This window comes from Roseovarius ramblicola (assembly GCF_042430665.1).
Taxonomy (GTDB): domain Bacteria; phylum Pseudomonadota; class Alphaproteobacteria; order Rhodobacterales; family Rhodobacteraceae; genus Roseovarius; species Roseovarius ramblicola.
In genome coordinates this window covers 1-24,331 of record NZ_JBHMEC010000014.1, presented here as the reverse complement: position 1 = coordinate 24,331, position 24,331 = coordinate 1, and the positions used below count along the sequence as shown (strand labels likewise).

Genomic DNA, 24,331 nt, shown 5'->3' with positions numbered 1-24,331 from the left:
CCCCTCAGGCGGCGGCTTGAAGGTGGCGAAGCGTCAGAGGTTTCGGTCTGTCTTGCGCGGCAGGAAGGCAAGCCGCATCTGCTTCTCCGTCTCGATCAGCGCAAAGAAAACAACCCCGATCACGATGATCAGGGCTCCATCGAAGAGCGGCACGGCACGGGTGTCGAAGATGGCCTGAAACGGCGGCAGGTAGGTGATGGCAACCTGCGCGCCGGTCACGGCGATCACGCAGGTCCAGATGATTGGCGTGCCCTTCGCGGACGCCCAGTTCAGAGAGGTTCCGTGGATGTTGCGGATGAAGAACAGATAGAAGACCTGAAGCACGACCAGCGTGTTCATTGCGATCGTCCGGGCCAGAGGGGCCGGATACCCCTTGTCGACCGCGTGGAAATACATACCGAATACGGCCATCAGGATCAGCGTGGCGACAAGGACGATCTGCCAGATAAGCCCGCCGGTCAGAAGCGGCTCGCCCCGCGGGCGGGGCGGGCGGCGCATGGTACCGGGCTCGGACGGCTCGAAGGCCAGCGCGAGGCCCAGCGTGACGGCAGTGACCAGGTTGACCCACAGGATCTGCACCGCCGTGACCGGCAACGCCATGCCCGCGAACAGCGCGACGATGATGGTCATCGCCTCGCCCGCGTTGGTGGGCAGGGTCCAGCTTATCACCTTCTTGAAATTGTCGTAGACTGTCCGCCCCTCGCGCACAGCCGCCGCGATCGAGGCGAAATTGTCATCCGCCAGCACCAGATCGGCGACCTCTTTCGCGGCCTCGCTGCCTTTGACGCCCATGGCGATCCCGGCATCCGCGCGCTTGAGGGCGGGAGCATCGTTCACCCCGTCACCGGTCATCGCCACGGCCAGCCCGCGCGCCTGCAACGCCGTGACGAGGCGCAGCTTGTCCGCGGGCGCGGTGCGGGCAAAGATATCTGTCGCAATGGCGGCCTCGGCGAGGGCGGCGTCGTCCATCGCCTCGAGATCAGCCCCGGTCAGGACGCGCGTGCTGTTTTCCAGCCCCACGATCCCGGCAATGGCGCGCGCGGTGGCGGCATGATCGCCGGTGATCATCTTGACACGGATACCGGCGGCCTGACACTTCGCCACCGCCGCGATGGCCTCGGGGCGGGGCGGGTCGATGAGGCCGATCAGGCCGATCAGCGTGAGCTGCCCGTCGAGATCCCCGGGGCCGAGACCGGCCTGCCCGTCCGGCACCGTGCGTATGGCGACCGCGATGACCCGCTGCCCCTGCGCGGCGAGGTCCTCCACCTGTCCGGTCCAGTACCCCTCATCGACCGGCGATGTTTCGCCCCCTGCCCCGCGCTGTTCGGCACAGAGCTTCAGCACCGCCTCTGGCGCACCCTTGACATGAATGAACGACCGGCCGTCAGGCGCACGATCCAGCGTCGCCATGTACCGATGCACCGCATCGAACGGAATTGAATCGACGCGTGTCCAGTCACCGAATGAGGTGTTCCCGTCGCCGGTTATCTTTCCGGCCAGGGCCGACAGCGCCCCCTCCATCGGATCGCCCTCGACCCGCCAGTCGTCGCGATGGGCGTGCAGCACGGAATCGTTGCACAGCGCCGCGACCCGGGCGAACTCGATCAGGACCGCGTGGTCGCCCGGGTCCGCCTCGGCACCGTGCCAGCACAACGCCCCGTGCGGTGCATAGCCGCTGCCACCGACCTGGAACAGATGCCCTGTCGCGGTCAGCGATGCCGCCATCATTTCGTTGCGGGTGAGCGTGCCGGTCTTGTCCGAGCAGATGACCGACACCGAACTCAGCGTCTCGATCGCAGGCAGACGGCGGATGATCGCATTGCGCCGCGCCATGGCCGTCACACCGACCGCGAGCGTGATCGTCAGAACCGCCGGCAGGCCCTCCGGTATCGCCGCGACAGAGAGACCCACGATCGCAATGAAAAGCTCGCGAAATGGCAGGTGGCCAACAAAATACCCGTAGGCCAGCAGCGCCGCGGCAACGAGCAGGATAAACACCGTGAGCCAGCGCGCGAACCGGTCCATCTGTTCCACGAGCGGCGTGGTCAGCGTCTCGATGCCGCCCAGCATGCCGCTGATCCGCCCGATCTGGCTCTCGTGCCCGGTGGCCGTGACCACGCCCCGGCCCGTGCCTGCCGCGATCATCGTGCCCGAAAATAGCATCGACTCCCGATCGCCGAGGGCCGCATCGGCGGAGACCGGCCCGGTTGACTTGTCCACCGGCACTGATTCACCGGTGAGAATCGCCTCCTCGCCCTTGAGCCCGCTCGCCTCTATCAGCCGCACATCGGCGGGCACCCGGTCGCCGGCCTCGACCAGCACGATGTCGCCCGGCACCAGATCAGCGGCATCGACAGTGATCCGCTGTCCGTCGCGCAGCACGGCGGAACGGGGCGGGAGCAGTCCGCGGATAGCGGCCAGCGCCTGCTCGGCCCGACCCTCCTGCACAAAGCCGATGACAGCATTGACGATCACCACGGCAAGGATCACCCCGGTATCGACCCAATGCCCCAGTGCGGCCGTGACAGCCGAGGACGCGAGCAGAACGTAAATCAGGACATTGTGGAAATGGGCCAGAAAGCGCAGCACCGGACTACCCTTGGGCGGCTCGGGCAGACGGTTCGGGCCATGGTCCGCCAGACGGCGGGCGGCTTCGTCGCCGCTCAGCCCCCCGGCCGTCGCGCCGAGCGCGTCGAGCGCGGCCTCGATTGTCTTGTCGTGCATGATGATCCCCGTATTCGAGGTCCGGTTGTCGCGCGGCCTTCTGCCGCGAGCATACATGACGCGCAGACGCGGGAAATTGATACAAATCAGTGTTAGAATTCCGCACAGGAGCGACACTCGAGCGCGCGGAGATGACCCGCCGTCGCGCCGCCGATGACCGCAAAGGAGACAGCCGCATGGCCCGCACGCCCGCCCGACGCCAGAGCCGCGACCGCGACGGCGCGCCCAAGGACGCGCCGTCGCCGCCTGCGGTGGTGCCGTCCGCCGCTCGCGCCGGAGAATCGCCGCCCGACGAGGCCGAGCCGCACCTGCACGCCGCCCTCGACCGGGGCGCGATGGCCAGCCTCGCGCGCTTCACCGCCGGGCTGTCGCCGCATGCGATGGTCGATGCCTGGAGCGACTGGGCCATGCATCTGGCACGCGCGCCCGGACGGCAACTGGAACTGATGGAGCGGGCGCAGGCCAACGCGACCAAGCTGGCACAGTACACGACCGCACAGATGTTCGGTCACCCTCCTGAAAAGCCCTTCAAGCCGGGGCGTTACGACACGCGCTGGGTCCACGAGGGCTGGGACAGGGCACCCTTTGCCATCTGGCAGCAGGGGTTTCTCGCGACGCAGGACTGGTGGCACGCCGCGACCTCGGACCTGCGCGGGCTGCGCAAGCAGAACGCCGACCGCACCGGATTTATCATGCGTCAGCTTCTCGACAGTGTGTCGCCGTCGAACTTCCCGCTCGTCAACCCCGAGATCATCGGGAAGACGCAGGCCACGGCCGGGCGCAACCTTCTGGAGGGGGCGGCGCATTATGCCGACGACGCCTGTCACATCCTCGCGCAGGAGCACCGCCCCGTGCCCGACGAATTCGCGCTGGGCGAGGTGCTGGCGGCGACACCGGGCAAGGTGGTGTGGCGCAACGATCTGATGGAGTTGATCCAGTATGCGCCGACCACCGGGGAGGTGCAGGCCGAGCCGGTGCTGATCGTGCCGGCGTGGATCATGAAATACTACATCCTCGATCTGTCGCCCAACAACTCCATGATCCGCTGGCTGGTCGGGCAAGGCTACACCGTGTTCTGCATCTCCTGGCGCAACCCGGGGGCCGAGCACGCCGGGCTGTCGCTCGAGGATTACCGTAAACACGGGATCATGCAGGCGCTCGACGTCATCAACACCATCGTGCCGGGGCAGAAGGTGCACGCCAACGGCTATTGCCTCGGTGGTACGCTGCTGGCCATCGCGGCGGCGGCGATGGCGCGCGATTGCGACGACCGGCTGGCCTCGGTCACGTTGATGGCGGCGCAGGTGGATTTCGCCGAAGCCGGCGAATTGCTGCTGTTCCTCGACGAAAGCCAGGTGGCGTTCCTGGAGGATCTTATGTGGTCGCAGGGCTATCTCGACCGGCCGCAGATGTCGGGTGCCTTCGCCGCCATCCGCGCCGAAGACCTGATCTGGTCACGCGCGGTGCGGCGCTATTTTCTTGGGGAGCCCGACCTGCCCACGGATATCAGTGTCTGGGTCAATGACACCACGCGGATGCCCGCGCGGATGCATTCGGAATACCTGCGCGGGATTTTCCTCGAAAACCGCATCTCGGCGGGGCGTTTCGCCGTCGAGGGACGGGTGATCGCACTCAAGGATATCTCCTTGCCGATCTTTGTCGTGGGCACCGAGACCGATCACATCGCGCCGTGGCGCTCGGTCTACAAGACCGCGCTCTTCACCGATTGCGACCTGCATTTCCTCCTGACCAAGGGCGGCCACAACGGCGGCATCCTCTCGGAGCCGGGCCATGCGCGGCGGCATTACCGGATCGGCCACCGGCCCGCCGGGGCGCATTACCGCGACCCCGACACATGGCTGGCGGCGCACGCGCCGGTGGCGGGCTCGTGGTGGCCGGAATGGGAGCGCTGGCTCGCGCGCAACAGCAGCGGCACGGTGCCCGCGCGCGCGCCCGGCACCCACAAGGACCATCCCGCGCTCGGCGATGCGCCGGGAACCTATATCCACCAGAGCTGAGGCCGACCCCTCTCTGCCGTCCCCATCCCGCGAGGCCCGTTTCCCGCCATGCCCGTCGCCGTGCTCGTCCCGCTCTACCTGATCCTCGTGCTGCTGCCGCTGGCGCTGGCCCGGTTGCAGGGCCTGCCGCCGCGACCGCTGGCCGACGAACTGGCCAGCGGCGCGGGGCTGGTGGCGCTGGCCATGATCCTGGCCGAGTTCTTTCTGCTGGGCCGGTTCCGGGGCGTGACGCGGCGGGCGGGATCGGACGTGGTCATGCGTGCCCACCAACTCCTCGCGCGCGGCGCGCTGCTGCTCGCCGTGGTGCACCCGTTCCTCTACGTCTCGCCGATGACGCCGCCGCCGGTCTGGGACGTGACCAGCCGGACCGCGCTCAATTACGGCTGGGCGGGTATGTGGCCCGGTATCGCGGCGTGGCTGCTACTGGGCGGGCTGGTGGCGATGGCCATCGCCCGCGACGAGAGCGGCGCGCGCTACCAGCACTGGCGGCTGCTGCACGGGCTGGGCGCGGTTCTGGTGGCAGGGTTCGGCGTGCTGCACGTGCTGCGCGCCGGGCGCTACAGCGCCGATCCGCTGCTGGGCCGGGTCTGGATCGCGCTGCTGACGCTGGCGGTGGCGGCGCTGCTCTACGTCTATCTCGTGGCCCCGCTGATCCGCCGGTGCAGACCGTGGCGCGTGGCGTCCGTCACCCGCGCGGCCGCGCGCACCTGGACCGTCACCCTCACCCCGGAATTCGAGGGGCGGGTGGGCTACAGGGCCGGGCAGTTCGCGTGGCTCAATATCGGGCACGGGGTGTTCAGCCTCGACGAGAACCCGTTCTCGATCAGCTCCGCCCCCTCGGCGGGGCGCGACATGGAGTTCATCGTCAAGGAACTAGGCGATTTCACCCGCACCGTCGGGCAGGTCCGCCCCGGCACCCGCGCCTGGATCGAGGGGCCGCACGGCCACCTCACCCACGAGGGCCACGCAGGCGCGCCGGGTATCGCGCTCATCGCCGGCGGGGTGGGCATCGCGCCGCTTCTCAGTATCCTGCGCGAGCTGTCTGCCACCGGAGATGCGCGCCCCGCCGCGCTGCTCTACGGCAACCGTACCGAAGCGCAGATCGTGGCGCGCGAGGAGTTGCAACACCTTGCCGATACGCACGGCACCGAGGTGGTGCATGTCCTCTCCGAGCCGCCCGCGGGCTGGACCGGGGCCACCGGCATGATCGACGCGGAGCTGTTGGGGCGGCATTTCGGCGGCACGGCGCGGCGCGGCTGGCTCTATATCCTGTGCGGCCCGCCCGCGATGCTCACCAGTGTGGAACAGGCGCTAAAGGCCCTCGGGGTTCCGTCCTCGCGAATCCTGTCGGAGCGATTCGTTTACGACTGAGCCGCCTGCAGGGTCACGGTTTGAAACCGCGGTGCCGGTTTGATGTGTATCATGTTTCCGATCCGACACGGTCCTAGACTGTGTCCCGAGAAAGCGAGCATCATGGACGCAGTATTCCGAACGCACGATCTGACCAAGGTTTACGACACCGGCGAGCTGCAGGTCCGGGCGCTTGATGGCGTCAACCTCGAGCTCTACTCCGGCGAGTTGGCGGTGCTGCTCGGGCCATCCGGCAGCGGCAAGTCCACCTTGCTCAATATCCTCGGCGGGCTCGATCACGCGACCTCGGGCAAGGTGTGGTTTCGCGACCTCGAATTGTCCGCGCTGAGGGATCGCGACCTCACCCGCTACCGGCGCGACCACGTGGGGTTCGTCTTTCAGTTCTACAACCTCGTGGCCAGCCTGACGGCGCGCGAGAACGTGCAGCTTGTCACCGATGTGGCGCCCGACCCGATGCCGGCCGAAGAGGCGCTGGCACAGGTCGGGCTGGAGACCCGTATGGATCATTTCCCGGCCGAAATGTCGGGCGGCGAGCAGCAGCGCGTCGCGATCGCGCGCGCCATCGCCAAGCGGCCCGAGGTGCTCTTGTGCGACGAGCCGACCGGCGCGCTCGACAGCAAGACCGGGGTGCAGGTGCTCGAGGTGCTGCGCGATGTGAATGACCGGCTTGGCACCAGCACGGCCGTTATCACGCACAATGCCGCGATCCGCCGGATGGCGCACCGGGTGGTGTATTTCCGCGACGGGCGGATCGACCGGGTGGAGCAGAACGCCACCCGCCTCGCCCCCTCCGAGATAAGCTGGTGAGGCCATGACCGCGCTCGACCGCAAGCTCATCCACGATTTTCGCCGCCTCTGGGCGCAGGCGCTGGCCATTGCGCTGGTGCTGGCCTGCGGCGTGGCGATCCTGCTGACGACCTTCGGCACGTTCGTCTCGCTGGAAGAGACGCGCAGCGCCTATTACGAGCGCAACCGCTTTGCCGACGTGTTCGCCGATGCCAGCCGCGCCCCGCGCTGGCTGATGCAGGAGGTCCGGGAAATCGATGGTGTGCGCGCCGCGGATGCGCGCATATCGCAATTCGCGGTGCTCGATGTGCCGGAGCAGCAGAAGGCGGTGACCGCGCGTATCCTCTCGCTGCCGGCACGCGGGACGCCGCGCCTCAACCTGCCGCTCCTGCAAGCCGGACGGCTGCCATCGCCCGATGCCGCGAACGAGGTCGCCGTGAACGCGCCCTTTGCCGAGGCCAGCCACCTGCGGCCGGGCGATACCTTTCACGCCAATCTCAACGGCTACCGGCGCGAGCTGACGCTGACCGGCACGCTGCTCTCGCCCGAGTTCATCTATACCATCGGCCCCGGCGCGCTAATGCCCGATAACGAGACCTTCGGCGTGCTGTGGATGCCCGAGATCGCCGTCGCCGCGGCCTTCGACATGGAGGGCGCGTTCAACAACCTGAGCCTCAAGCTGACCCGCGGGGCAAGCCGGGAGGACGTGATCGACCGTCTCGACGACCTACTCGACCCCTATGGCGGGATGGGGGCCTATGACCGCGATGTGCAGCAATCCAACAGCTTCATCGAGTCGGAGCTGGCGCAACTCAGGACCAGTGCCATGATCCTGCCGCCGATCTTCTATGCGATCTCGGCCTTTCTGGTGGCCATGGTCATGAGCCGCATCATCGCGCTGGAGCGCAGCGAGATCGGGCTGTTGAAGGCGATCGGATACTCTGACGTCGAGATTTGCGCGCATTACCTGCTGCTTGCGGTCTTGATCGCATTGTCGGGCACGCTGATCGGCTGGGCGGCCGGGACGTGGCTGGCGCGGGCGCTGGCACGACTCTACGCGCAGTTCTTCGATTTTCCCTACCTGATCTACAATCTCGACTACACCGCCTATGCCCTCTCGGGCCTTCTGGCCATCGCCAGCGCCGCCATGGGTGCGGCCCGCAGCGCCCTGCGCGCGGCACGCCTGCCCCCCGCCGTGGCGATGGCGCCGCCCGCTCCGCCGCGGTTCAAGCGCACCTTGCTCGACCGGGCGATGTCGGCGCTGCGGCTTTCGCAGCCGGTTGTGATGATCCTGCGAAGCCTGCTGCGCTGGCCACTGCGCTCGGGGCTGACCGCGCTGGGGCTGGCGCTCGCGGTGGCGGTGCTGGTGGCGACCAGCTTTTTCCCGGCGGCACTGGATGTGCTGGTCTCGACCACCTTCGATCGGTCGAGCCGGCAGGATGCGATGCTTCTCTTTGATCCCGACATTCCCGAAACCGCGCTTGCCGAAGTGGCGCGCCTGCCCGGCGTGATGCGCGCCGAGGGGCAGCAATTCCAGTCCGCCGTGCTGCGCCATGGCCACCGCGAAAAGGACGTTGCAATCGAAGCCCGCCGCCCCGGTGCCGATCTCGCACAGATCCTCGCCTCGGACGGGCGCGCGGTCGATCCCCCCGCGCAGGGTCTGATGCTGTCGCGGCGGCTGGCGAGGCAGTTGGAAGCGCGGCCCGGCGATCTGGTCGAGGTGGAATTCCTCAGCGGGATCAACGAAACGCATCTGGTCCCGGTGGCCGGGCTGGTGACGCAATATATCGGCCTCGGGGCCTATATGGACCAGGGTACGCTCAGCCGCCTGTTGCGGCAGGCCCCGCGCATCTCGGTCGCCAATCTCCAGGTCGACCCTCTGGCCCTGCCGCAATTGCATCGGGTGCTCAAAGACACGCCGGAACTCAGCGGCCTGATCGACATGACCAGGATGCAGCGCTCCTTCGAGGCGACGATCCGCCAGAATGTCGATATCATGACCACGATCTACCTGACGGTCGCGGTGCTGATCACCGTGGGCGTGGCCTATAACGGCGCACGCATCCAGCTCTCGGAACGGGCCCGCGAACTGGCCAGCCTGCGCATCCTGGGGTTCTCGCGCGGCGAGGTGTCGTTCATCCTCGTTGGCGAAACCATGCTTCTGGCGCTGCTGGCGCAGCCGCTTGGCTGGTTGCTAGGGGCGGGTATCGCCAAGGCGCTGGCGGATGGGTCGGCCAGCGATCTCTACGAGATACCGCTGGTCCTGAAACCGGCGGGATTCGCGCTGGCCAGCCTCGTGGTGCTGGCCGCCGCGCTGGTCTCTTCGCTGGTGGTTCGGCGGCGGCTGGACCGGCTCGATCTGGTGAAGGTGATGAAGACACGCGAGTAGGGAAAGCCGATGAAAGCAAGAACCGTGATCCTCACAGCCCTTGGTGTCCTGACAGCGGGGATGCTGGGCCTCGTCGCCTTCCGGTCCGAGCCGGTGCCGGTGGATACCGCCCCCGTCCGGCGCGCGCCGATGCAGGTCACCATCGATGTCGTGGGCGAGACGCGGATCGCCGAAATCTACGAGGTTGCCGCCCCCATCCGGGGCGTGACGCGCCGCTCGCCGGTGCGGGTGGGCGATCCGGTAACGGCGGGCGAGACCGTGGTCGCCATGATCGACCCGGCCGCCTCGGACCCGCTCGACCCGCGCAGCCGGGTGCAGGCCGAGGCCGCCGTGCGCGAGGCCAAGGCGGGCCTGCACATGGCGCGCAGCCGCCTGCGCCAGTCGCAGGAGGAACTGGAACTGGCCAAAAGCGAATACCGGCGCGCCAAGGAACTGGTCGAGCGCGGTGTCGCCTCGCTGATCCGGTTGGAAAACGCCGAGCAGAGCCTTGGTGTGCGGCAGGCCGCGCAGCAGGCCGCGATTTCCAGCCTCGAAATGGCCATGGGCGCGCTGGAGCGGGCGCGCGCGGCGCTGATCGAGCCCACCGGCACAGTCGGCAGGACCGAGGCGTGCTGTCTGCGGATCACCGCGCCGGCCGACGGTCGCGTGCTGGAGATCGAGGTCATCAGCGAACGCCCGGTCGCGGCGGGCGCCCGCCTGCTGTCTATCGGGGCACCAGATGATCTGGAAATCGTCGCAGATGTGCTTTCAAGCGACGCCGTGCGGCTCGAGGTTGGCGACCGGGCCATCGTCGAGAGATGGGGTGGTGCCGGCGTGCTGGAGGCGCAGGTGTCAAAGATCGAGCCCTCCGGCTATACCAAGGTATCGGCCCTCGGCATCGAGGAGCAGCGCGTCGATGTTGTGTTCGACCTGACCTCTCCTGTCGCGCAGCGCCGCTCCCTCGGGCATGGCTTTGCCGTCTATCTGCGGGTGGTCGAATGGGAAGGCGAGAACATTCTGCAAGTCCCGCTCAGCGCGTTGTTCCGGCAGGGTGGCGACTGGGCCGTCTTCGTCGCCGACGGTGGCATGGCCCGGTTGCGCCCGGTGGAAATCGGCCGCATGAACGATCTGTCCGCCGAAATTCTCGATGGGCTTTCGACCTCCGATGAGGTGCTGGTTCATCCGAATGAACGCATCGAGGATGGAAGCCCCGTCGTTCCGCGAAATGCAGACTGATGCACAATACGAGCGATACCGGCCCGGCCCATGCGGACGCATGATCATGGACCGGAACGATCAGGCGGCCTTGCCGGGGCGCAACGCGTCGGCCCGCAGCCCCCTGCCGATTTCTGACAATGGACCGAGAGCGGCCGATGCGTTAACAGTTGACCGGCAGCGTTCACTCAAATCGGCGGCTTGATCCTCATGAAAAAATCCGAAGGCCTCGATATTGCAAGAAGCTCTCTGTTGATGAGACCCTTGCCGGACAGGATTGCAGAAGCCTTGCTGACCGACGCATCTACGCGTCACTTTGCGCGGGGCGAAACGATTTTCCTGCAGGATGAGAAGGCGACCGTGGTCCATGTCGTGCTGGACGGCTGGGTCAAGCTTTACCGGATTGCGCCCAACGGCAACGAGACGGTGGTCAACGTATTCACCAGAGGTCACAGCTTTGGCGAGGCTGTGGCCTTTCGGCTGAAGCCCTACCCGGTGTCGGCGGAGGCGGTGACCGATTGCACCCTGCTGCAGATACCAGCGCGGCGGTTTATCTCGATGCTGCAGCGTGAGCCGGAGATGGCGATCGCGGTCGTCGCCTCGACCTTCCAGCACCTGCATGACCTCGTCGGCCAGGTCGAGCAGATCAAGTCGCAGACCGGCGCGCAGCGGGTCGCCGACTTTCTGATCCGGCTTTGCAGTTCCAGTTCAGGAACCTGCGTGGTGAAGCTGCCATATGACAAGGTTCTGATCGCGGGGTGTCTGGGCATGAAACCCGAAAGCCTGTCGCGGGCATTTGCCAAGTTGAAGCCCGTCGGAGTGCATGTCTCCCGCCATCACGCCACCATCGAGAACGTCAAGGCGCTACAGGAATATGCCGGAAGGGACCCGGCGGACGCATGGAGCAAGGTGTTGTGAACAAGCTGGAATTCTGCCTTTCCGCCATTGATGATGCGAATGCGCATGATCCTGACCGGACCGAGGGACAACCCGCCGCGCAGCTTTACGGGCAGCGGATGAGCGCAGAGTTGGCGCGGCTCTTCCCCGACGCATCGGAGCCGTTGCAGATCGCTGCGCGGGGCCAGCATGTCGAACGCTGGGTATTGAAACGAAAGGATTTTCCCGAAGGGCGCGCCGGGTATCTGACATGGCGCACGGAGCTCGCGAAACACCATGCGGCGCGTGTGGCCGAGCTCATGGGCAAGGCGGGGTATAATATTCAAGATATTGAAAAAGCGGAAAAAATGATCAGAAAAGAAGGGATCAAGCGCGATGCGGAGGTGCAGGCGCTGGAGGATGTGATCTGTTTCACCTTTCTCAAGTGGTATTTCGCCCCGTTCGCGCCCACGCAAGACCCTGAAAAACTTGATCGCATCGTGGCCAGAACCGCGCGCAAGATGTCGGACGCGGGGCGCGCGCGGGTGCTGCAAGAGTTCGACCTGCCAGAGGGCTTTGCGGCGCATTTTCGCGTCTGAGCGGGCGTCACACCGCCAGCGGCAAGAGATAGAGCCCGAGCAACAACAGACAGAACAGCGCCAGCGAAAGATTGAACCCGCGCCGCCAGAACGGGGCGGCGGCAAGGCCGAGATATCGCGCGAGGATCACCCGCGCCTTGAGCCATCCCAGCGTCAGGATGAGCGCCCCGGCCAGCGCGGCAAGCCGCGGCGGCCAGTGCCAGAGCGACAGGACAGTCGAGCCGAGGCTGAGACCGATGAGCGCGCCCCATGCGCGCAAGAGGGGATCGCGGTGCATAACCTTCACCGCAGCAGGTAGATGACCGGAAAGAGCAGCACCCAGACCAGATCGACCATGTGCCAGAACGCCGCCCCGGCCTCGATATTGCGGGCCGTGTCCTGCCACGCGATCAGCAGCAGGACCACCACCCCCGCCACCACATGCGCCGCGTGAAACCCGGTCAGCAGGTAGTAAAAGGTAAAGAACGGGTGCGTGTCCCACGCAATACCATCCGCCGCCTTGCCCGCGTATTCGATGAATTTCACGGTCAGGAACACCACACCCAGCAGGGCCGCGCCAACCAGCGCGAGGCGCGCCGCGCCCCGCCGCGCGCCCTCGCGCAGGCGCAGCGCCCAAGCGGCAAGCGCGCCCGAGGTGATCAGCACCACGGTATTGAGCCCTGCCCCGGTGCGGTAGAGTGCATCCTGTGCCACGGCAAAGCCCACCGGGTCACTGACACGCACGGCAAGGAATGCCGCCAGCCCGGCACCGAACACCAGCAACTCGCTGACGATCAGCACCCAGATCATCAGATCGCCGGGCAACTCGTCGAACACGCTCCCGTCGCTCACGCGCCCACCAGTTCGCGGTAGATCATCGGCAAGGCTTCGGTCAGGCGTTCGGGGTGCGGGATGACGTGAAAGCCGCCCTGCCCGAACATCCGCGCGAACCAGGCCTTGGCCTGCTTGTCGACGGTGATGCCAAAGACCGACTGCCCCGCGCGCCGTGCCTCGCGCACCGCCATGGCGGTATCCTCGATACCGTGGCGACCTTCGTAATGATCCAGATCGTTGGGCTTGCCGTCGGTGATGACGAGCAGCAGGCGGCGCTTGCGCCCCTGTCGGGCCAGATCGGCCGAGGCATGGCGGACAGCGGCCCCGAGGCGGGTGTAGAAGCCGGGACGCAGGCCCGCGATGCGCTGCTCAATCCTACCGGTCATCGGCTCGGCGAAATCCTTGCAGGTCTGGATATAGACGCGGTCGCGCTTGAGCGAGGAAAAGGCATGAATGGCGAAATCGTCGCCACAGGCATCAAGTCCCCAGGCCAGCGCTGCCAACGCCTCGCGCTCGATGTCGATCACCGCGCGGTCGCCCACGGCGCTCTCGGTCGAGCGGCTGACATCGAGCAGGATCGACACCGCCAAGTCGCGGGCAATGGGTCGGGTCTGCCTCCAGATCCGGTTGGAACCCGCGCCATTGGCCAGAATATCGACCCGCGCGCGCACCGCCGCCTCCATGTCCAGCTCGTCCCCGTCAAGCTGGCCGGGGATCGACACGCGCCCGGGGCGCAGCGCCTCGAACTGGCGTCTGACTTGGGTGATGCGGCGCGCCGCACGGGGGTCTTCGCGAAAGGCAGGGACGCACTCCACCGGCTCCGCAAGACTGTCGAAGACGCGCACATGATCAGGCAGGTAGGCTCCGATGCGCGTGTCCCATTCGGGATAGAGCGTGACGCCCGAGAGGCGCTCGCGGTCCACATCCTCGGGGGCAAGGTCAAGGTGAAGCTTTAACTTTGTGGCCGGAGCCTTGGAGATTTGCCCGAGGCCGATCTCCTCCTGATCTTCGGCGGCTTTCTTTGCTGAATCAGGGTCATCGTCATCCACCCGACGATTGAGGTTGAGAAACTCGGCCCAACTCAGGATCGCCTCGAACTTGTGCAGGATCAGGCTGTCGCGGCGCTCGGCCTGATCGGCCTTGCGGCGGCGTGCACGGTGGGTCTTCTCAGAGCCCTCTTCGGGCGGGCCGTCGGTATCGCGGCTCTCGACCTCGTCCCGCGCCGAGAGGATCAATTCGCGCAGGTCGGGCCAGAGCGCGACGGGCCGGTAAGGGCGATAGCCGCGCGGGGCCGTGAGGGTGCTGAGGTCGCCGGTGTCGAGCACAGTCTTGAACGCTTGACCGCGGTCCGAGAGTGGCGCGGGATCGCCCAGCAGGTGCCGGATCAGCGCCTCGATGGCGGCCTCATGGCGCGGCAGGCCATTGGAAGGGCGGTAGTGCAGCGTGGCCGAGCAAAGCCCGGTATAGAGGTCGCGCAGCCCCGGGGCCGCGGCCAGCGCGGCGCGGGTCATCGCTTGTGCGGCGCGCAAGGACAGCAGATCGGCGCACAGCGGGTCGGGGTCGGTCAGATGCGCGGGCGCATGGGCCACCGCCGCCGCCAGCCAGAGATAGAGCGCGCCATTGGCCTCGCGCGTTGGAAACAGCGTCAGGCGCTCGGGCAGGCGCAGCACCTCGCCGTCAAAGCTGGCGCGCGGGGTCAGTTCCGCCTCGGTGCCAAGCCGGCGCAGAAAGCGCAGGCGGTGGCGGGACACCTCCGGCGAGACGGCGCGGATCTCGACAGACTGCGCGCCCCCCAGCCCGCGAAAAAAGACTGCCAGCCGCCCGCTGACCTCGGAAAGATCAACCGCGGCTCCGTGATGCACAAGCGGTGCATCGAGGCGACTGGCAAAAACGTGCCACAGTTTCCCGATGGTTTCTTCGGGTTCCCATGGCTCGATGTCGATCCCGGTCATGGCCATGCCTCACCCAAAGACGACCGTCACGAGATCGAGGAGCCCGCGTTTGATATCCGCGTCATCGGTCAGGGGCTGGATCATCGCCGCCTCGATGGCGCGCTCGATAGGCATCCCCGTGACGATGAGACTCGCGGCGTAGATGACGAGGCGGGTCGAGACCCCCTCCTCCAGATCCTGCCCCTTGAGGGCGCGGAGTTTTCCGGCAAGGCGCACGAGGGCGGCGGCACGCTCCTCCGACAGGCCGGATTCGAGGGCCACGATCCGGGCTTCCAGATCGGGGGCGGGAAAGTCGAACTCCATCGCGACGAAGCGTTGCCGCGTGGAAGGTTTCAGGGTTTTCAGGATATTCTGATAGCCCGGGTTGTAAGAGGCCACGAGCATGAAGCCGGGCGCAGCCTCCAATTCCTCGCCGGTGCGGTCGATGGGCAGGATGCGGCGGTCATCGGTCAGCGGGTGCAGCACCACGGTCACATCCTTGCGCGCCTCCACCACCTCGTCGAGATAGCAGATCGCGCCCTCGCGCACCGCGCGGGTCAGCGGCCCGTCGACCCAGACGGTTTCGCCACCCTTGAGCAGGTAACGCCCGATCAGGTCGGCCGCCGAGAGATCATCGTGACAGGCCACGGTATAGAGCGGGCGACCCAACTTTGCGGCCATATGCGCCACGAACCGGGTCTTGCCGCAGCCCGTCGGCCCCTTGAGCAGGACCGGCAGGTCATTCGCGCTCGCCGCCTCGAAGAGCGCGCATTCGCCGCCTTGCGCGAGGTAGAAGGGGGCGTCTGCCGCCCCCCCCTGTTTCAGGGTCAAGTTTCCGTCCATGTCGCTCACTCCGCTGCAACCGAGGGTTCGGCCGAGATGATCTCGCGGCGGGGCATCGCCAGCGAATAGATCAGCAGCAGCACGCCGAGGAACACCACCACACCCGCGCCGAAGCGCATCCAGTAGAAGAGCGCGATCTGGTCCTGCACCTCCATGTAATACTGGCCCATCACGCGTTGCAGATGGGTCTGGATCGTGCCCGCGAACGTCAGGGTGAAGGTCATGAAGACCATACCGCCCGACATCAGCCAGAACGCCGCCATGTTGAGCACCTGATTATAGGGATCGCGGCCCCGCAGGATCGGCAGCGCATAGGTGAAGATCGCGATATTCAGGCAGACATAGGCACCGTAAAAGGCCAGGTGGCCATGCGCGGCGGTGATCTGCGTGCCGTGGGTGTAGTAGTTGACCCCGTGCAGCGTGTGCAGAAAGCCCCAGACCCCGGCACCGAAGAAGGCCAGCGTGGCGCAGCCCAGAGACCACAGCAAAGCGGCCTTGTTGGGGTGATCGCGCCGCCCCTTCCAGACCATGACGAAGGCAAAGGCCATCATCGCGAAGAACGGCACCACCTCGAGCGAGGAGAAGATCGAGCCGATCCACTGCCAGTAGCCCGGTGTGCCGATCCAGAAATAGTGGTGGCCGGTGCCGAGGATGCCCGAGAAGAGAGCGGCGGCAACGATGACATAGAGCCATTTCTCCACCACCTCACGGTCCACCCCGGTCAGCTTGAGCATCAGGAAGGCGAGGATCGACGCCATGATGAGTTCCCACACACCCTCGACCCAGAGATGGACGATATACCACCAGTATTGCTTGTCGAGCGCGAGGTTATGCGGGTTGTAGAAGGCGAAGAGGAACAGAAGCGCGAGCCCCCAGAGACCCAGCAGCAGGATGTTGGAAATCGCCGTCTTGCGCCCTTTCAGCACCGTCATGGAGACGTTGTAGAGAAAGATCAGCGCTGCCACGACGATACCGATCTTGACCCAGACGGGCTGTTCGATGAACTCACGCCCCTCCTTGCCCAAAAGCCAGTGCCCCTCGAACAGGTTGAAGAGATAGGTCACCACCACACCCAGCGTGCCGACCACGAGGATGATCAGTTGCAGATAGGCGAGTTTGGTCGAATGGATCTCGCGCTCGGCCTCTTCCGGTATCAGGAAATAGGCGGCACCGAAAAAGCCCAGCAGCAGCCAGACGATGAGCGAGTTGGTGTGCAGCATCCGCAGCGTGCTGAACGGCACCAGTTCCGACAGGAAATTGGGGCTGACATAGACCCAGCCCACCAGCAACCCGCCGATGATCTGAATGAGGAACAGCGCCAGCGCCACCGAGAAATAGGCCAGCGCGATCTTCTGTGTTTCGTATTTCATTGGTCCGGTCCTTTCTCAGCCCGCGTCGTTGGGCGGCCAGCCCTGTGCGTCGATGGAATCGACCCAGCGAAGGAAATCGGCGAGGCCGCGCGTCTCCTCCTCGGTCAGCTCGAAATAGGGCATCTGGCGGCGGCCCTCGATGCCGCTTGGCTGCGCCTTGATCCAGCCGTCGAGCATCTCGTAGGCGCCTTCCGGGTCGTCGGCGACGCCCCAGCGGGTGGTGACATTTCCCAGTTCGGGCGCGAAATATGCCCCCTCGCCGAGGATCGAATGACAGTTGATGCAGGTCTTGTCCTCCCAGACCTTCTTGCCGAGGGCGACGCTTTCGGTCAGCGTCTCGGCATTGGTCGAGGTGGTCACGATGTAGCGGTGCGAATGTACCGACAGACCCACGAAGATGATGATGAAGAACAGTGACCCGCCGTAGAAGATGTTTCGGGCCATGCTCTTGGTCATGACTTCGCGCATGATGATCTCCTTTGCGCGTGGATGCGTGTGGCGGGACTGTGCGCCGCGGAGGCGGCGTGCTCCTTGACTATTGTCAACGCTGGCGCGGGTTTTGAGTGCAGGATGAACGTGGCGGGTTTGACCTGAACCGGTCATCCAAGTGAGCCGCGTGAGCGCCCGTCCGCGAGCGGCGCTCCGTCGATCGGGCGACGCCGTTATATCCCGGCATCCGCATAACGGCCAAACGGTCCATAAACTTGCGAAATCGCCAGTCCGGGAGGCACGTCATGCCGCAAGCATGCCTTCGGCACGACCGATGGCGTGGCGGGCTTCGGCCTGGACTCCGCGCCGGGGCCAGGCACCGGCTGGCAGAAAGAGGCCAAACCTGCCCCGCTCAGATCGCCATGTCGTCGCGGTGGATGAGCGGCCCGCGCGGCGGATGGCCCAGCAGCGCCTCGATCTGATCGAGGCGCAGGCGCTTGATGCGGTCGGCATCGCCGCTGTCGTAGCGCGTCAGCCCCTGCCCCAGCACGCGGCCCGCCTCGTCGGCAAGTTCCACCGGGTCGCCACGACCGAAGGGGCCGGAGATTGCGCTCACCCCGGCGGGCAAGAGGCTGCTGCCACGCGACAGCGCCTGCGCGGCACCCGCGTCGATGATGATGCGCCCGCGCGGTTTCATCGCCGCGATCCAGGCCTTGCGCTTCTGCTGCGGGTCGCCCTGCGCGGCGAACCATGTGGCGCGCGCGCCCGCCCCGAGGGCTGCGAGCGGACGCACCACGTCGCCGCGGGTGATCGCCAGCGCGCAGCCCCCGGCGGTCGCGGTGCGCGCGGCCATCAGCTTGGTCTTCATGCCGCCCTTGGCGAAGCCCGATCCCGCATCCCCGGCCATCGCCGCGATCCCGGGCGTGATCTCGGCCACTTGCGGGATGTGACGCGCGCCCGGGTCGGTCTGCGGGTTGGCGGTATAGAGCCCGTCCACGTCCGACAGCAGCACCAGCAGGTCCGCCCCCGCCGTCACCGCCACCTGCGCGGCCAGCCGGTCGTTGTCGCCATAGCGGATCTCGTCCGTGGCGACGGTGTCGTTTTCATTCACGATAGGCACCACCCCGAGGCGCAAAAGCTGATCGAGCGTGGCGCGGGAGTTCAGATAGCGGCGGCGGTTCTCGCTGTCCTCGAGCGTCACCAGAACCTGCGCGGCCCGCAGACCATGTGCCGCCAGCGCTGCCTCGTAGGCCCCCGCGAGGCGGATCTGGCCGACCGCCGCCGCCGCCTGGCTCTGTTCCAGCGTGAGGGTAGTGGCAGGCAGGCCCAGCATCCCGCGGCCCAGCGCGATGGAACCCGACGACACCAGCAGCACATCCGCCCCCCGCGCACGCAGGTCCGCGACGTCGGCGGCGAGCGAGGCGAGCCATTCGGCCCGCAGATCGCCGGAGGTCCGGTTCACCAGAAGCGCCGAACCGATCTTGACCACCACGCGGGCCGCGTCGCTCAGGGTTGCCACGGGGCGTCCTCTTCGCTGACCTCCTCGCGGCGGGCGCGGGCGCGGCGCGCTCCGATCTGCGCGCGCAGCGTGCGCAGCACCTCGGGCACGCCCTCGCCCGACACCGCCGACATGAGCATCACCTCGCCCCCCGCGACCGCCTGCAACTCATCCCGCAGAAAGGCACGCTCCTCGTTGTCTAGCGTGTCGATCTTGGTCAGCACGGTCAGGCGCGGCTTGTCCGCGAGACCCGCGTCATAAGCGCCGATCTCGTCCACGATGGTGCGCCAATCGGCCATCGGGTCGCCGGAACTGCCATCAACGAGGTGCAACAACGCGGCGCAGCGCTCGACATGGCCGAGGAACAGATCGCCCAGCCCCCGCCCTTCGGACGCACCCTCGATCAGGCCGGGGATGTCGGCCACCACGAATTCCGCACCGTCGATCCCGACGACCCCGAGATTGGGGTGCAGCGTGGTGAACGGGTAATCGGCCACCTTGGGCCGGGCGTTCGAGGTGGCGGCCAGAAAGGTGGACTTGCCCGCATTGGGCAGACCAAGAAGACCCACATCGGCGATGAGCTTGAGCCGCAGCCAGATCGTGCGCTCGACGCCGGGCTGACCGGGATTGGCGCGGCGCGGAGCCTGGTTGGTGGAGGTCTTGAACCGCAAGTTGCCCCAGCCGCCGTTGCCGCCGTGGGCCAGTTCGACGCGCTGGCCCACCTCGGTCATGTCGGCGATCACCGTCTCACCATCCTCCTCGAGGATCTCGGTACCCGCGGGCACCCGCAGCACGATATCGCCGCCGCTGGCACCGGTGCGCTGGCGCCCCTGCCCGGGCCGCCCGTCATCGGCGAAAAAATGCTGCTGGTAGCGGAAGTCTATGAGCGTGTTGAGCCCGTCCACTGCCTCGACCACGACCGAGCCGCCATGGCCGCCATCGCCGCCATCGGGGCCGCCGAATTCGATATATTTCTCGCGCCGGAAGCTGACGCAACCCGCGCCGCCCGCTCCGGAGCGGATATACACCTTCGCCAGGTCGAGGAATTTCATTGCAGATCCTTTCGCGCGCCGCTTGCCACGCGCGGCCCTAGCCCATCCGGCGGCTGTAAGTCCATGTGGGCACGTTGGCCCCACGCGCGACGCAGTAGCTCTCGGCATCCCCAAGATACTGAAAGCCGCAATTCGTCAAGACCCGCGCCGAAGCGGCGTTGTCCTGAAAGACACTGGCAAAGACGGTCCGCGCGGCGTGCGGGTTGGCCGCGAGGATGGCCTCGACCGCCGCCGACGCGATACCGGTGTTCCACCATGCCGGCGCGACCCAATAGGCGATCTCGGACTGGCCCTCGTCCACCCGGGTAAGCCCGATGAGGCCCATCACCTCGGAGCCGCCCGCACGGTTGCCGTCGATGGCCCAGATATCCTCGGCCCGGTCCGCGGCCTGCGCGCGCGCAATGAGCGCCTCGGCGGCACCGGGCGGATAGGGATGCGGGATGTTGGCCGTGGCGCGTGCCACTCGTTCGTCACCCGCGTTATGCGCGATCAGCCCGGCATCGGACGCGCGCAGCGGCCTCAGGTCGAACCGGTCCGCCGCGATCACCGGCTGGTCGATCACCGTCTCGAAAGTCATGCGCTCCTCCTTTCGCATGATGGGCACAGCCCCCGCACTTCAAATTGGGGACACGCCCCTCTGCCGCAAGGCTGCCGGACCACTCCGCACCAGAAAGTGACGACGACTTGACCGATCGGCTCCCCGGAAACGAAGAAGGGACCGGCGCGTGCCGGTCCCCCTCATGTTCCTGACATATCCCGGGTCCGGCTTACTCGGCGGCCTCCGCCACTGGCAGCACCGAAATGAAGGTGCGGCCCTTGAGGCCCTTGTGGAAGGTCACGGCACCCTCGGTCACGGCAAAGATCGTGTGATCCTTGCCCTGCCCCACGCCGTTGCCCGGCCAGAACTTGTTGCCGCGCTGACGCACGATGATGTTGCCGGATATCACGGCCTCGCCGCCGTATTTCTTGACGCCGAGACGACGACCCGCCGAATCGCGACCGTTGCGGGATGACCCGCCTGCCTTCTTGTGTGCCATCTCGTCTCTCCTCAGCCCTTGGTCAGATCTTTGGCCTGCTCGACCCAGCCTTCGCGCTCGATCCGGCCCTTGAACGACAGTTTCTCATCCATCTCGGCGACATCCGCCTCGGTCCAGGCGGCGATCTGCGCGAAGGTGGTCACGCCCGCCTCGACAAGCTTCTTCTCCAGCGCGGGACCGACGCCCGACAGCTTCTTGAGATCGTCGCTGCCTGCGGGCGCTTCGGCCTTGGTCTTGGCAGCGGGCTTGGCCTTGGCGGCAGGCTTGGCCTTGGCGGGTTTCTTCGCCTCGGCGGCAGCCACGGCCACACCAGCCACCGATCCCGCGCCGATCGCGGCCTTGACGCCGGTCTTGTCGGCACCCTTGTCCAGAATCTCGGTCACGCGCAGCAGCGTCAGCTTCTGGCGGTGCCCACGGGTGCGCTGCGAGCCGTGCTTGCGGCGGCGCTTGACGAAGTTGATGACCTTGTCGCCCTTGACCTGGTCGATCACCTCGGCCTGAACCGCGGCCCCGTCGACCAGCGGCGCGCCCACCACCGGGCTGTCACCGCCCAGCATGAGAATCTCGTTGAACTGCACTTTCTCACCGGCATCCGCCGCAAGCTTTTCAACACGCAGCAGGTCGCCCGACTGCACCTTGTACTGCTTGCCGCCGGTCTTGAGGACCGCAAACATGGCTCTTTCCTTCTCGCTCCGCGTCCTGTGGCCCCCGGCATGGCGGGTGTTGCGGGCCTGGTACCCACCTCGGACAGCGCCCCTCGGGGGGGTCATTCAAATGCAAAACCGGCAGGTCTGCCCGCCGGTCGCGCCCGTATGCGTCAGTGGCGCGGCGGTGTCAAGAGCCGTGCGTGCACCGGCTCACAGGTCGCGTGCGGGCGGCACCTCGCCCAGCCGGGTGGCCAGCGCCTCGAAGCGGTTGGCCATGATCTCGAATTGCACGGCGTTCATCAGTTCGTAGACACGCGCCATCACCGGATGTTCGAGAGCAAGCGCATAGGCACGCAGGTCATCTGTGGGCAGGCTGCGATAGGTCCGCGCGGCGCTCACAAGCGCCGCTTCGCGCATCTCGGCGCGCGCCTCCCCGGCCCCCTGCGTCAGCAGGCGGCGCAGCATGTCGGCATCGAAATCATCTTCTGTCAGCCCCGCATCGGCGGCGGCCAGAAGAAAACGGACCTGTATCTCGCGCATCGCACGCTCGATCATGCCCCCGGCGTCGATCGCCGCGTTCATCCGAGCGAGCGCGGCGCGGCGCTCGGGCGGCAACGCGGCGGCGCGCGCCTCGGCCTCTTCGCGCGCGTCCTCGTCGGTGCGCTGCATATGGCTGGCGTTCTCCACCTCCACCAACCGTTGCCCGAGATCCGAGGCGTAAAAGGCCGCGGCGTGGCCCAGCATCCCGACATCGAGTGTCTCCTCGAGCATGTCGAGCGCCATATCGCGCATCAGCGCGCTGTCGAAAACCTCGCCGGCGATCCGCGACCAGGCCGGCCCGAAATCCTGCGGCGTCATGCCGATCATCGCGGGCGCATCCTCTGCGGTTTGCGCGATGCTGTCGATCGCCACACCAAAGCCCGTCACTTCGAGGAAGGCCACGAGCCGGTCACGCTCGGTGGCGCGGGCCGGAGCGACGAAAACGGAGGCGACAAACGCGGCACTGACGAGCACCGCAACAAGGCCCCGCAGCCGTGCAACCTCGTTCCGCCACGTCATGTTCCCGTCCTCCCCTCGTGCCAAGTCGGATCACGCGGAGCCTATGGAAATTCGCGCGCGAAACAAGCTCAAACCCCCTTGCCCCGCCCGACAAAGCCAATTAAACGGACGCTCCAGACCCCCGCGGAGAGGTGCCGGAGTGGTCGAACGGGGCGGTCTCGAAAACCGTTGACCCTTCACGGGGTCCCAGGGTTCGAATCCCTGTCTCTCCGCCACTTGCCCCCGCGAAAGCGTTCTCCCGATCCGGCTGCGGCCGGATTTTCCGTTGTTTTCGAGGGTTATACGGCAAGGGCTGAGCACCAGCTCGGACGCCAGGAGGCCCGGAAGCGGTCTCTCACAGTCGATATTCTCCAGACCTCATGACTGCGTCGTTTTGGTGAATGGCTCGTAACTCATTGGCCAGAGGTGCATTTTTCAATGCGTCAACCTGAACACTTCGATATCAGTCGTTTTCGGTGAGAGGGAACGGAAATCGAACGTTCGCTAATCGCCTGAGACCGGGCAGATGCTGCAGCGCAAAGCATGTCGGCGTTCGACACGAAGGGCGGGGAGCCGACCTTCGCCGCGAGGCAAACGAATGACATGGTGTGATCGCGGCGGTCGCTCTCCTCGGGCGAACGAGGTCTGATAAGATCAGCCTCACCAATCAAAAGCCGTGAGGAGAACGACCATGAGCCATTATGTTGGTCTTGACGTTTCATTGAAAGAGGTTTCGGTCTGCGTTGTGGATGAGCAGGGATCGGTTGTGAAACGTGCGATCCTGCCGACGGACCCGGATGTCATCGCCGACCATCTTTCCCGGGAAGTTTCTGATGCGGAACGCGTCGTGCATGAAAGCGGGATACTCGCCACCTGGCTAACGCGTGAGCTTGAGAAGCGCGGGGTCCCGATCATCTGCATCGACGCTCGTATGGCGCATAAGGCCCTGTCTGCGCGCCTCAACAAGTCGGACAAAGCGGACGCGGAGGGTCTGGCGCAGTTGTCCCGGACCGGCTGGTTCACGGAAGTCCATATTCGTAGCGAAGCCTCTGACCGAGTGCGGGCGCTGGTGGGTGCGCGAGAACGACTGATCCGCATGCGCAAGGATCTCGCGGCCCATATCCGCGGTGTCCTCAAAACCTTCGGCATCCGCATGGGGCCCGTTCTACGCGCGCATCATCGCCAAGGGTTCCGAGACCAACTCGCCGAGGCTGGAGCCTGCGATCCGATGCTGGGGCTTCTGGCACAGACCATGATACCCATCCACAAGACGCTTTGCGCCTCGGCGGAAGCCCTGGCCGATGAACTGATGCATATTGCCAAGCAAAATACATTGGCATGTCGCCTCATGACAGTGCCGGGCGTCGGCCCCCTCGTGGCACTCAACTTCATCGCGACAGTGGACGATGCGAGCAGGTTCCGCCGATCGAGCGATGTCGGCGCGTTCCTGGGACTGACGCCACGACGATACCAATCGGGCGAGATCGACAGATCAGGCCGTATCTCCAAATGCGGAGATGCCGAGATGCGACGTCTGCTTGTATCTGCTGCCACGTCCTTGATGACGCAGGTCAGACGGTTCTCACCTCTCAAATCCTGGGCGATCCGGCTCAGCGCGCGCAAAGGCTTCAAGAAGGCCGCCGTCGCAACTGAGCTACCCCCCGAAATTCGGACACTGACATAAGCTACGATTTGCAGTCTGCTGATCTTCGACGA

The 24,331-nt window shown here is 66.2% G+C and carries 21 protein-coding genes and 1 tRNA gene; 9 read left to right on the top strand and 13 right to left on the bottom strand.

The genetic code is table 11. The features are described from left to right. Nucleotides 1-33 precede the first annotated feature (33 nt). Nucleotides 34-2,724: an HAD-IC family P-type ATPase gene (locus tag ACFFU4_RS08510; protein ID WP_377069050.1), complete on the bottom strand. Its 2,691-nt coding sequence runs from the start codon at nucleotides 2,722-2,724 to the stop codon at nucleotides 34-36. A 176-nt stretch (nucleotides 2,725-2,900) separates the two neighbouring features. On the opposite strand from ACFFU4_RS08510, the gene ACFFU4_RS08505 reads away from it, so the two are divergent. The 7 genes from ACFFU4_RS08505 (at nucleotide 2,901) to ACFFU4_RS08475 (ending at nucleotide 11,957) form a co-directional block, all read left to right on the top strand. After that, nucleotides 2,901-4,742: a PHA/PHB synthase family protein gene (locus tag ACFFU4_RS08505; protein WP_377069048.1), complete on the top strand. Its 1,842-nt coding sequence runs from the start codon at nucleotides 2,901-2,903 to the stop codon at nucleotides 4,740-4,742. A 48-nt stretch (nucleotides 4,743-4,790) separates the two neighbouring features. Then, nucleotides 4,791-6,113, top strand: coding sequence for a ferredoxin reductase family protein (locus tag ACFFU4_RS08500; RefSeq protein ID WP_377069046.1), 1,323 nt, complete (start codon nucleotides 4,791-4,793; stop codon nucleotides 6,111-6,113). 102 nt (nucleotides 6,114-6,215) lie between these two features. After that, nucleotides 6,216-6,920, top strand: coding sequence for an ABC transporter ATP-binding protein (locus ACFFU4_RS08495; protein WP_377069044.1), 705 nt, complete (start codon nucleotides 6,216-6,218; stop codon nucleotides 6,918-6,920). Between the two features lie 4 nt (nucleotides 6,921-6,924). Then, a complete protein-coding gene (locus ACFFU4_RS08490) occupies nucleotides 6,925-9,288 on the top strand; it encodes an ABC transporter permease (RefSeq protein WP_377069042.1) in 2,364 nt (787 codons plus the stop codon). Between the two features lie 9 nt (nucleotides 9,289-9,297). Then, the gene (locus ACFFU4_RS08485) at nucleotides 9,298-10,503 is read left to right on the top strand and encodes an efflux RND transporter periplasmic adaptor subunit (RefSeq protein ID WP_377069040.1); all 1,206 of its coding nucleotides are present in this window, start codon (nucleotides 9,298-9,300) and stop codon (nucleotides 10,501-10,503) included. A 189-nt stretch (nucleotides 10,504-10,692) separates the two neighbouring features. Further along, nucleotides 10,693-11,400, top strand: a complete 708-nt coding sequence (locus tag ACFFU4_RS08480) for a Crp/Fnr family transcriptional regulator (protein WP_377069038.1) — start codon at nucleotides 10,693-10,695, stop codon at nucleotides 11,398-11,400. Further along, nucleotides 11,382-11,957, top strand: a complete 576-nt coding sequence (locus ACFFU4_RS08475; RefSeq protein WP_377069036.1) for a DUF4202 domain-containing protein — start codon at nucleotides 11,382-11,384, stop codon at nucleotides 11,955-11,957. The genes ACFFU4_RS08480 and ACFFU4_RS08475 overlap by 19 nt, the downstream gene beginning before the upstream one ends. Nucleotides 11,958-11,964: 7 nt before the next feature. Here ACFFU4_RS08475 and ACFFU4_RS08470 read toward each other — a convergent pair whose 3' ends face one another. The 12 genes from ACFFU4_RS08470 to ACFFU4_RS08415 form a co-directional block, all read right to left on the bottom strand. After that, nucleotides 11,965-12,234 (bottom strand): nitric oxide reductase F protein, encoded by a 270-nt coding sequence (locus ACFFU4_RS08470; RefSeq protein ID WP_377069034.1) that lies wholly within the window; start codon nucleotides 12,232-12,234, stop codon nucleotides 11,965-11,967. Nucleotides 12,235-12,239: 5 nt separating this feature from the next. Then, nucleotides 12,240-12,788, bottom strand: coding sequence for a cytochrome c oxidase subunit 3 (locus ACFFU4_RS08465; RefSeq protein WP_377069032.1), 549 nt, complete (start codon nucleotides 12,786-12,788; stop codon nucleotides 12,240-12,242). Further along, the gene (locus ACFFU4_RS08460; protein ID WP_377069030.1) at nucleotides 12,785-14,722 is read right to left on the bottom strand and encodes a nitric oxide reductase activation protein NorD; all 1,938 of its coding nucleotides are present in this window, start codon (nucleotides 14,720-14,722) and stop codon (nucleotides 12,785-12,787) included. Before ACFFU4_RS08460 ends, ACFFU4_RS08465 begins: the two co-directional genes overlap by 4 nt. A 9-nt stretch (nucleotides 14,723-14,731) precedes the next feature. Further along, entirely contained in the window at nucleotides 14,732-15,544 is an 813-nt protein-coding gene (locus ACFFU4_RS08455; protein ID WP_377069028.1) for a CbbQ/NirQ/NorQ/GpvN family protein, read from the bottom strand. A 5-nt stretch (nucleotides 15,545-15,549) separates the two neighbouring features. Continuing rightward, nucleotides 15,550-16,914 (bottom strand): cbb3-type cytochrome c oxidase subunit I, encoded by a 1,365-nt coding sequence (locus ACFFU4_RS08450; protein WP_377069026.1) that lies wholly within the window; start codon nucleotides 16,912-16,914, stop codon nucleotides 15,550-15,552. Between the two features lie 15 nt (nucleotides 16,915-16,929). Continuing rightward, nucleotides 16,930-17,382, bottom strand: a complete 453-nt coding sequence (locus tag ACFFU4_RS08445; protein WP_377069024.1) for a c-type cytochrome — start codon at nucleotides 17,380-17,382, stop codon at nucleotides 16,930-16,932. A 373-nt stretch (nucleotides 17,383-17,755) separates the two neighbouring features. Then, a complete protein-coding gene (proB, locus tag ACFFU4_RS08440) occupies nucleotides 17,756-18,862 on the bottom strand; it encodes a glutamate 5-kinase (RefSeq protein WP_377069023.1) in 1,107 nt (368 codons plus the stop codon). Next, the gene (obgE, locus tag ACFFU4_RS08435; protein ID WP_377069021.1) at nucleotides 18,850-19,893 is read right to left on the bottom strand and encodes a GTPase ObgE; all 1,044 of its coding nucleotides are present in this window, start codon (nucleotides 19,891-19,893) and stop codon (nucleotides 18,850-18,852) included. Before obgE ends, proB begins: the two co-directional genes overlap by 13 nt. A 37-nt stretch (nucleotides 19,894-19,930) precedes the next feature. Beyond that, complete coding sequence (locus tag ACFFU4_RS08430) at nucleotides 19,931-20,470, bottom strand: GNAT family N-acetyltransferase (RefSeq protein WP_377069019.1); 540 nt, start codon at nucleotides 20,468-20,470, stop codon at nucleotides 19,931-19,933. Nucleotides 20,471-20,660: 190 nt separating this feature from the next. Continuing rightward, complete coding sequence (gene rpmA, locus ACFFU4_RS08425) at nucleotides 20,661-20,930, bottom strand: 50S ribosomal protein L27 (protein WP_377069017.1); 270 nt, start codon at nucleotides 20,928-20,930, stop codon at nucleotides 20,661-20,663. A gap of 11 nt (nucleotides 20,931-20,941) precedes the next feature. Next, nucleotides 20,942-21,604 carry a 50S ribosomal protein L21 gene (locus ACFFU4_RS08420; RefSeq protein WP_377069015.1) on the bottom strand — a complete coding sequence of 221 codons (663 nt, stop codon included), beginning with the start codon at nucleotides 21,602-21,604 and terminating at the stop codon, nucleotides 20,942-20,944. Between the two features lie 183 nt (nucleotides 21,605-21,787). Continuing rightward, on the bottom strand, nucleotides 21,788-22,636 hold the full coding sequence (locus tag ACFFU4_RS08415) for a DUF2059 domain-containing protein (protein ID WP_377069013.1): 849 nt from the start codon (nucleotides 22,634-22,636) through the stop codon (nucleotides 21,788-21,790). Between the two features lie 125 nt (nucleotides 22,637-22,761). Between ACFFU4_RS08415 and ACFFU4_RS08410 the strand changes: the two genes are divergently transcribed. Beyond that, nucleotides 22,762-22,851 (top strand) — tRNA-Ser (locus tag ACFFU4_RS08410). A gap of 455 nt (nucleotides 22,852-23,306) precedes the next feature. Further along, nucleotides 23,307-24,299, top strand: a complete 993-nt coding sequence (locus tag ACFFU4_RS08405; RefSeq protein WP_377069011.1) for an IS110 family RNA-guided transposase — start codon at nucleotides 23,307-23,309, stop codon at nucleotides 24,297-24,299. Nucleotides 24,300-24,331: the final 32 nt, after the last annotated feature.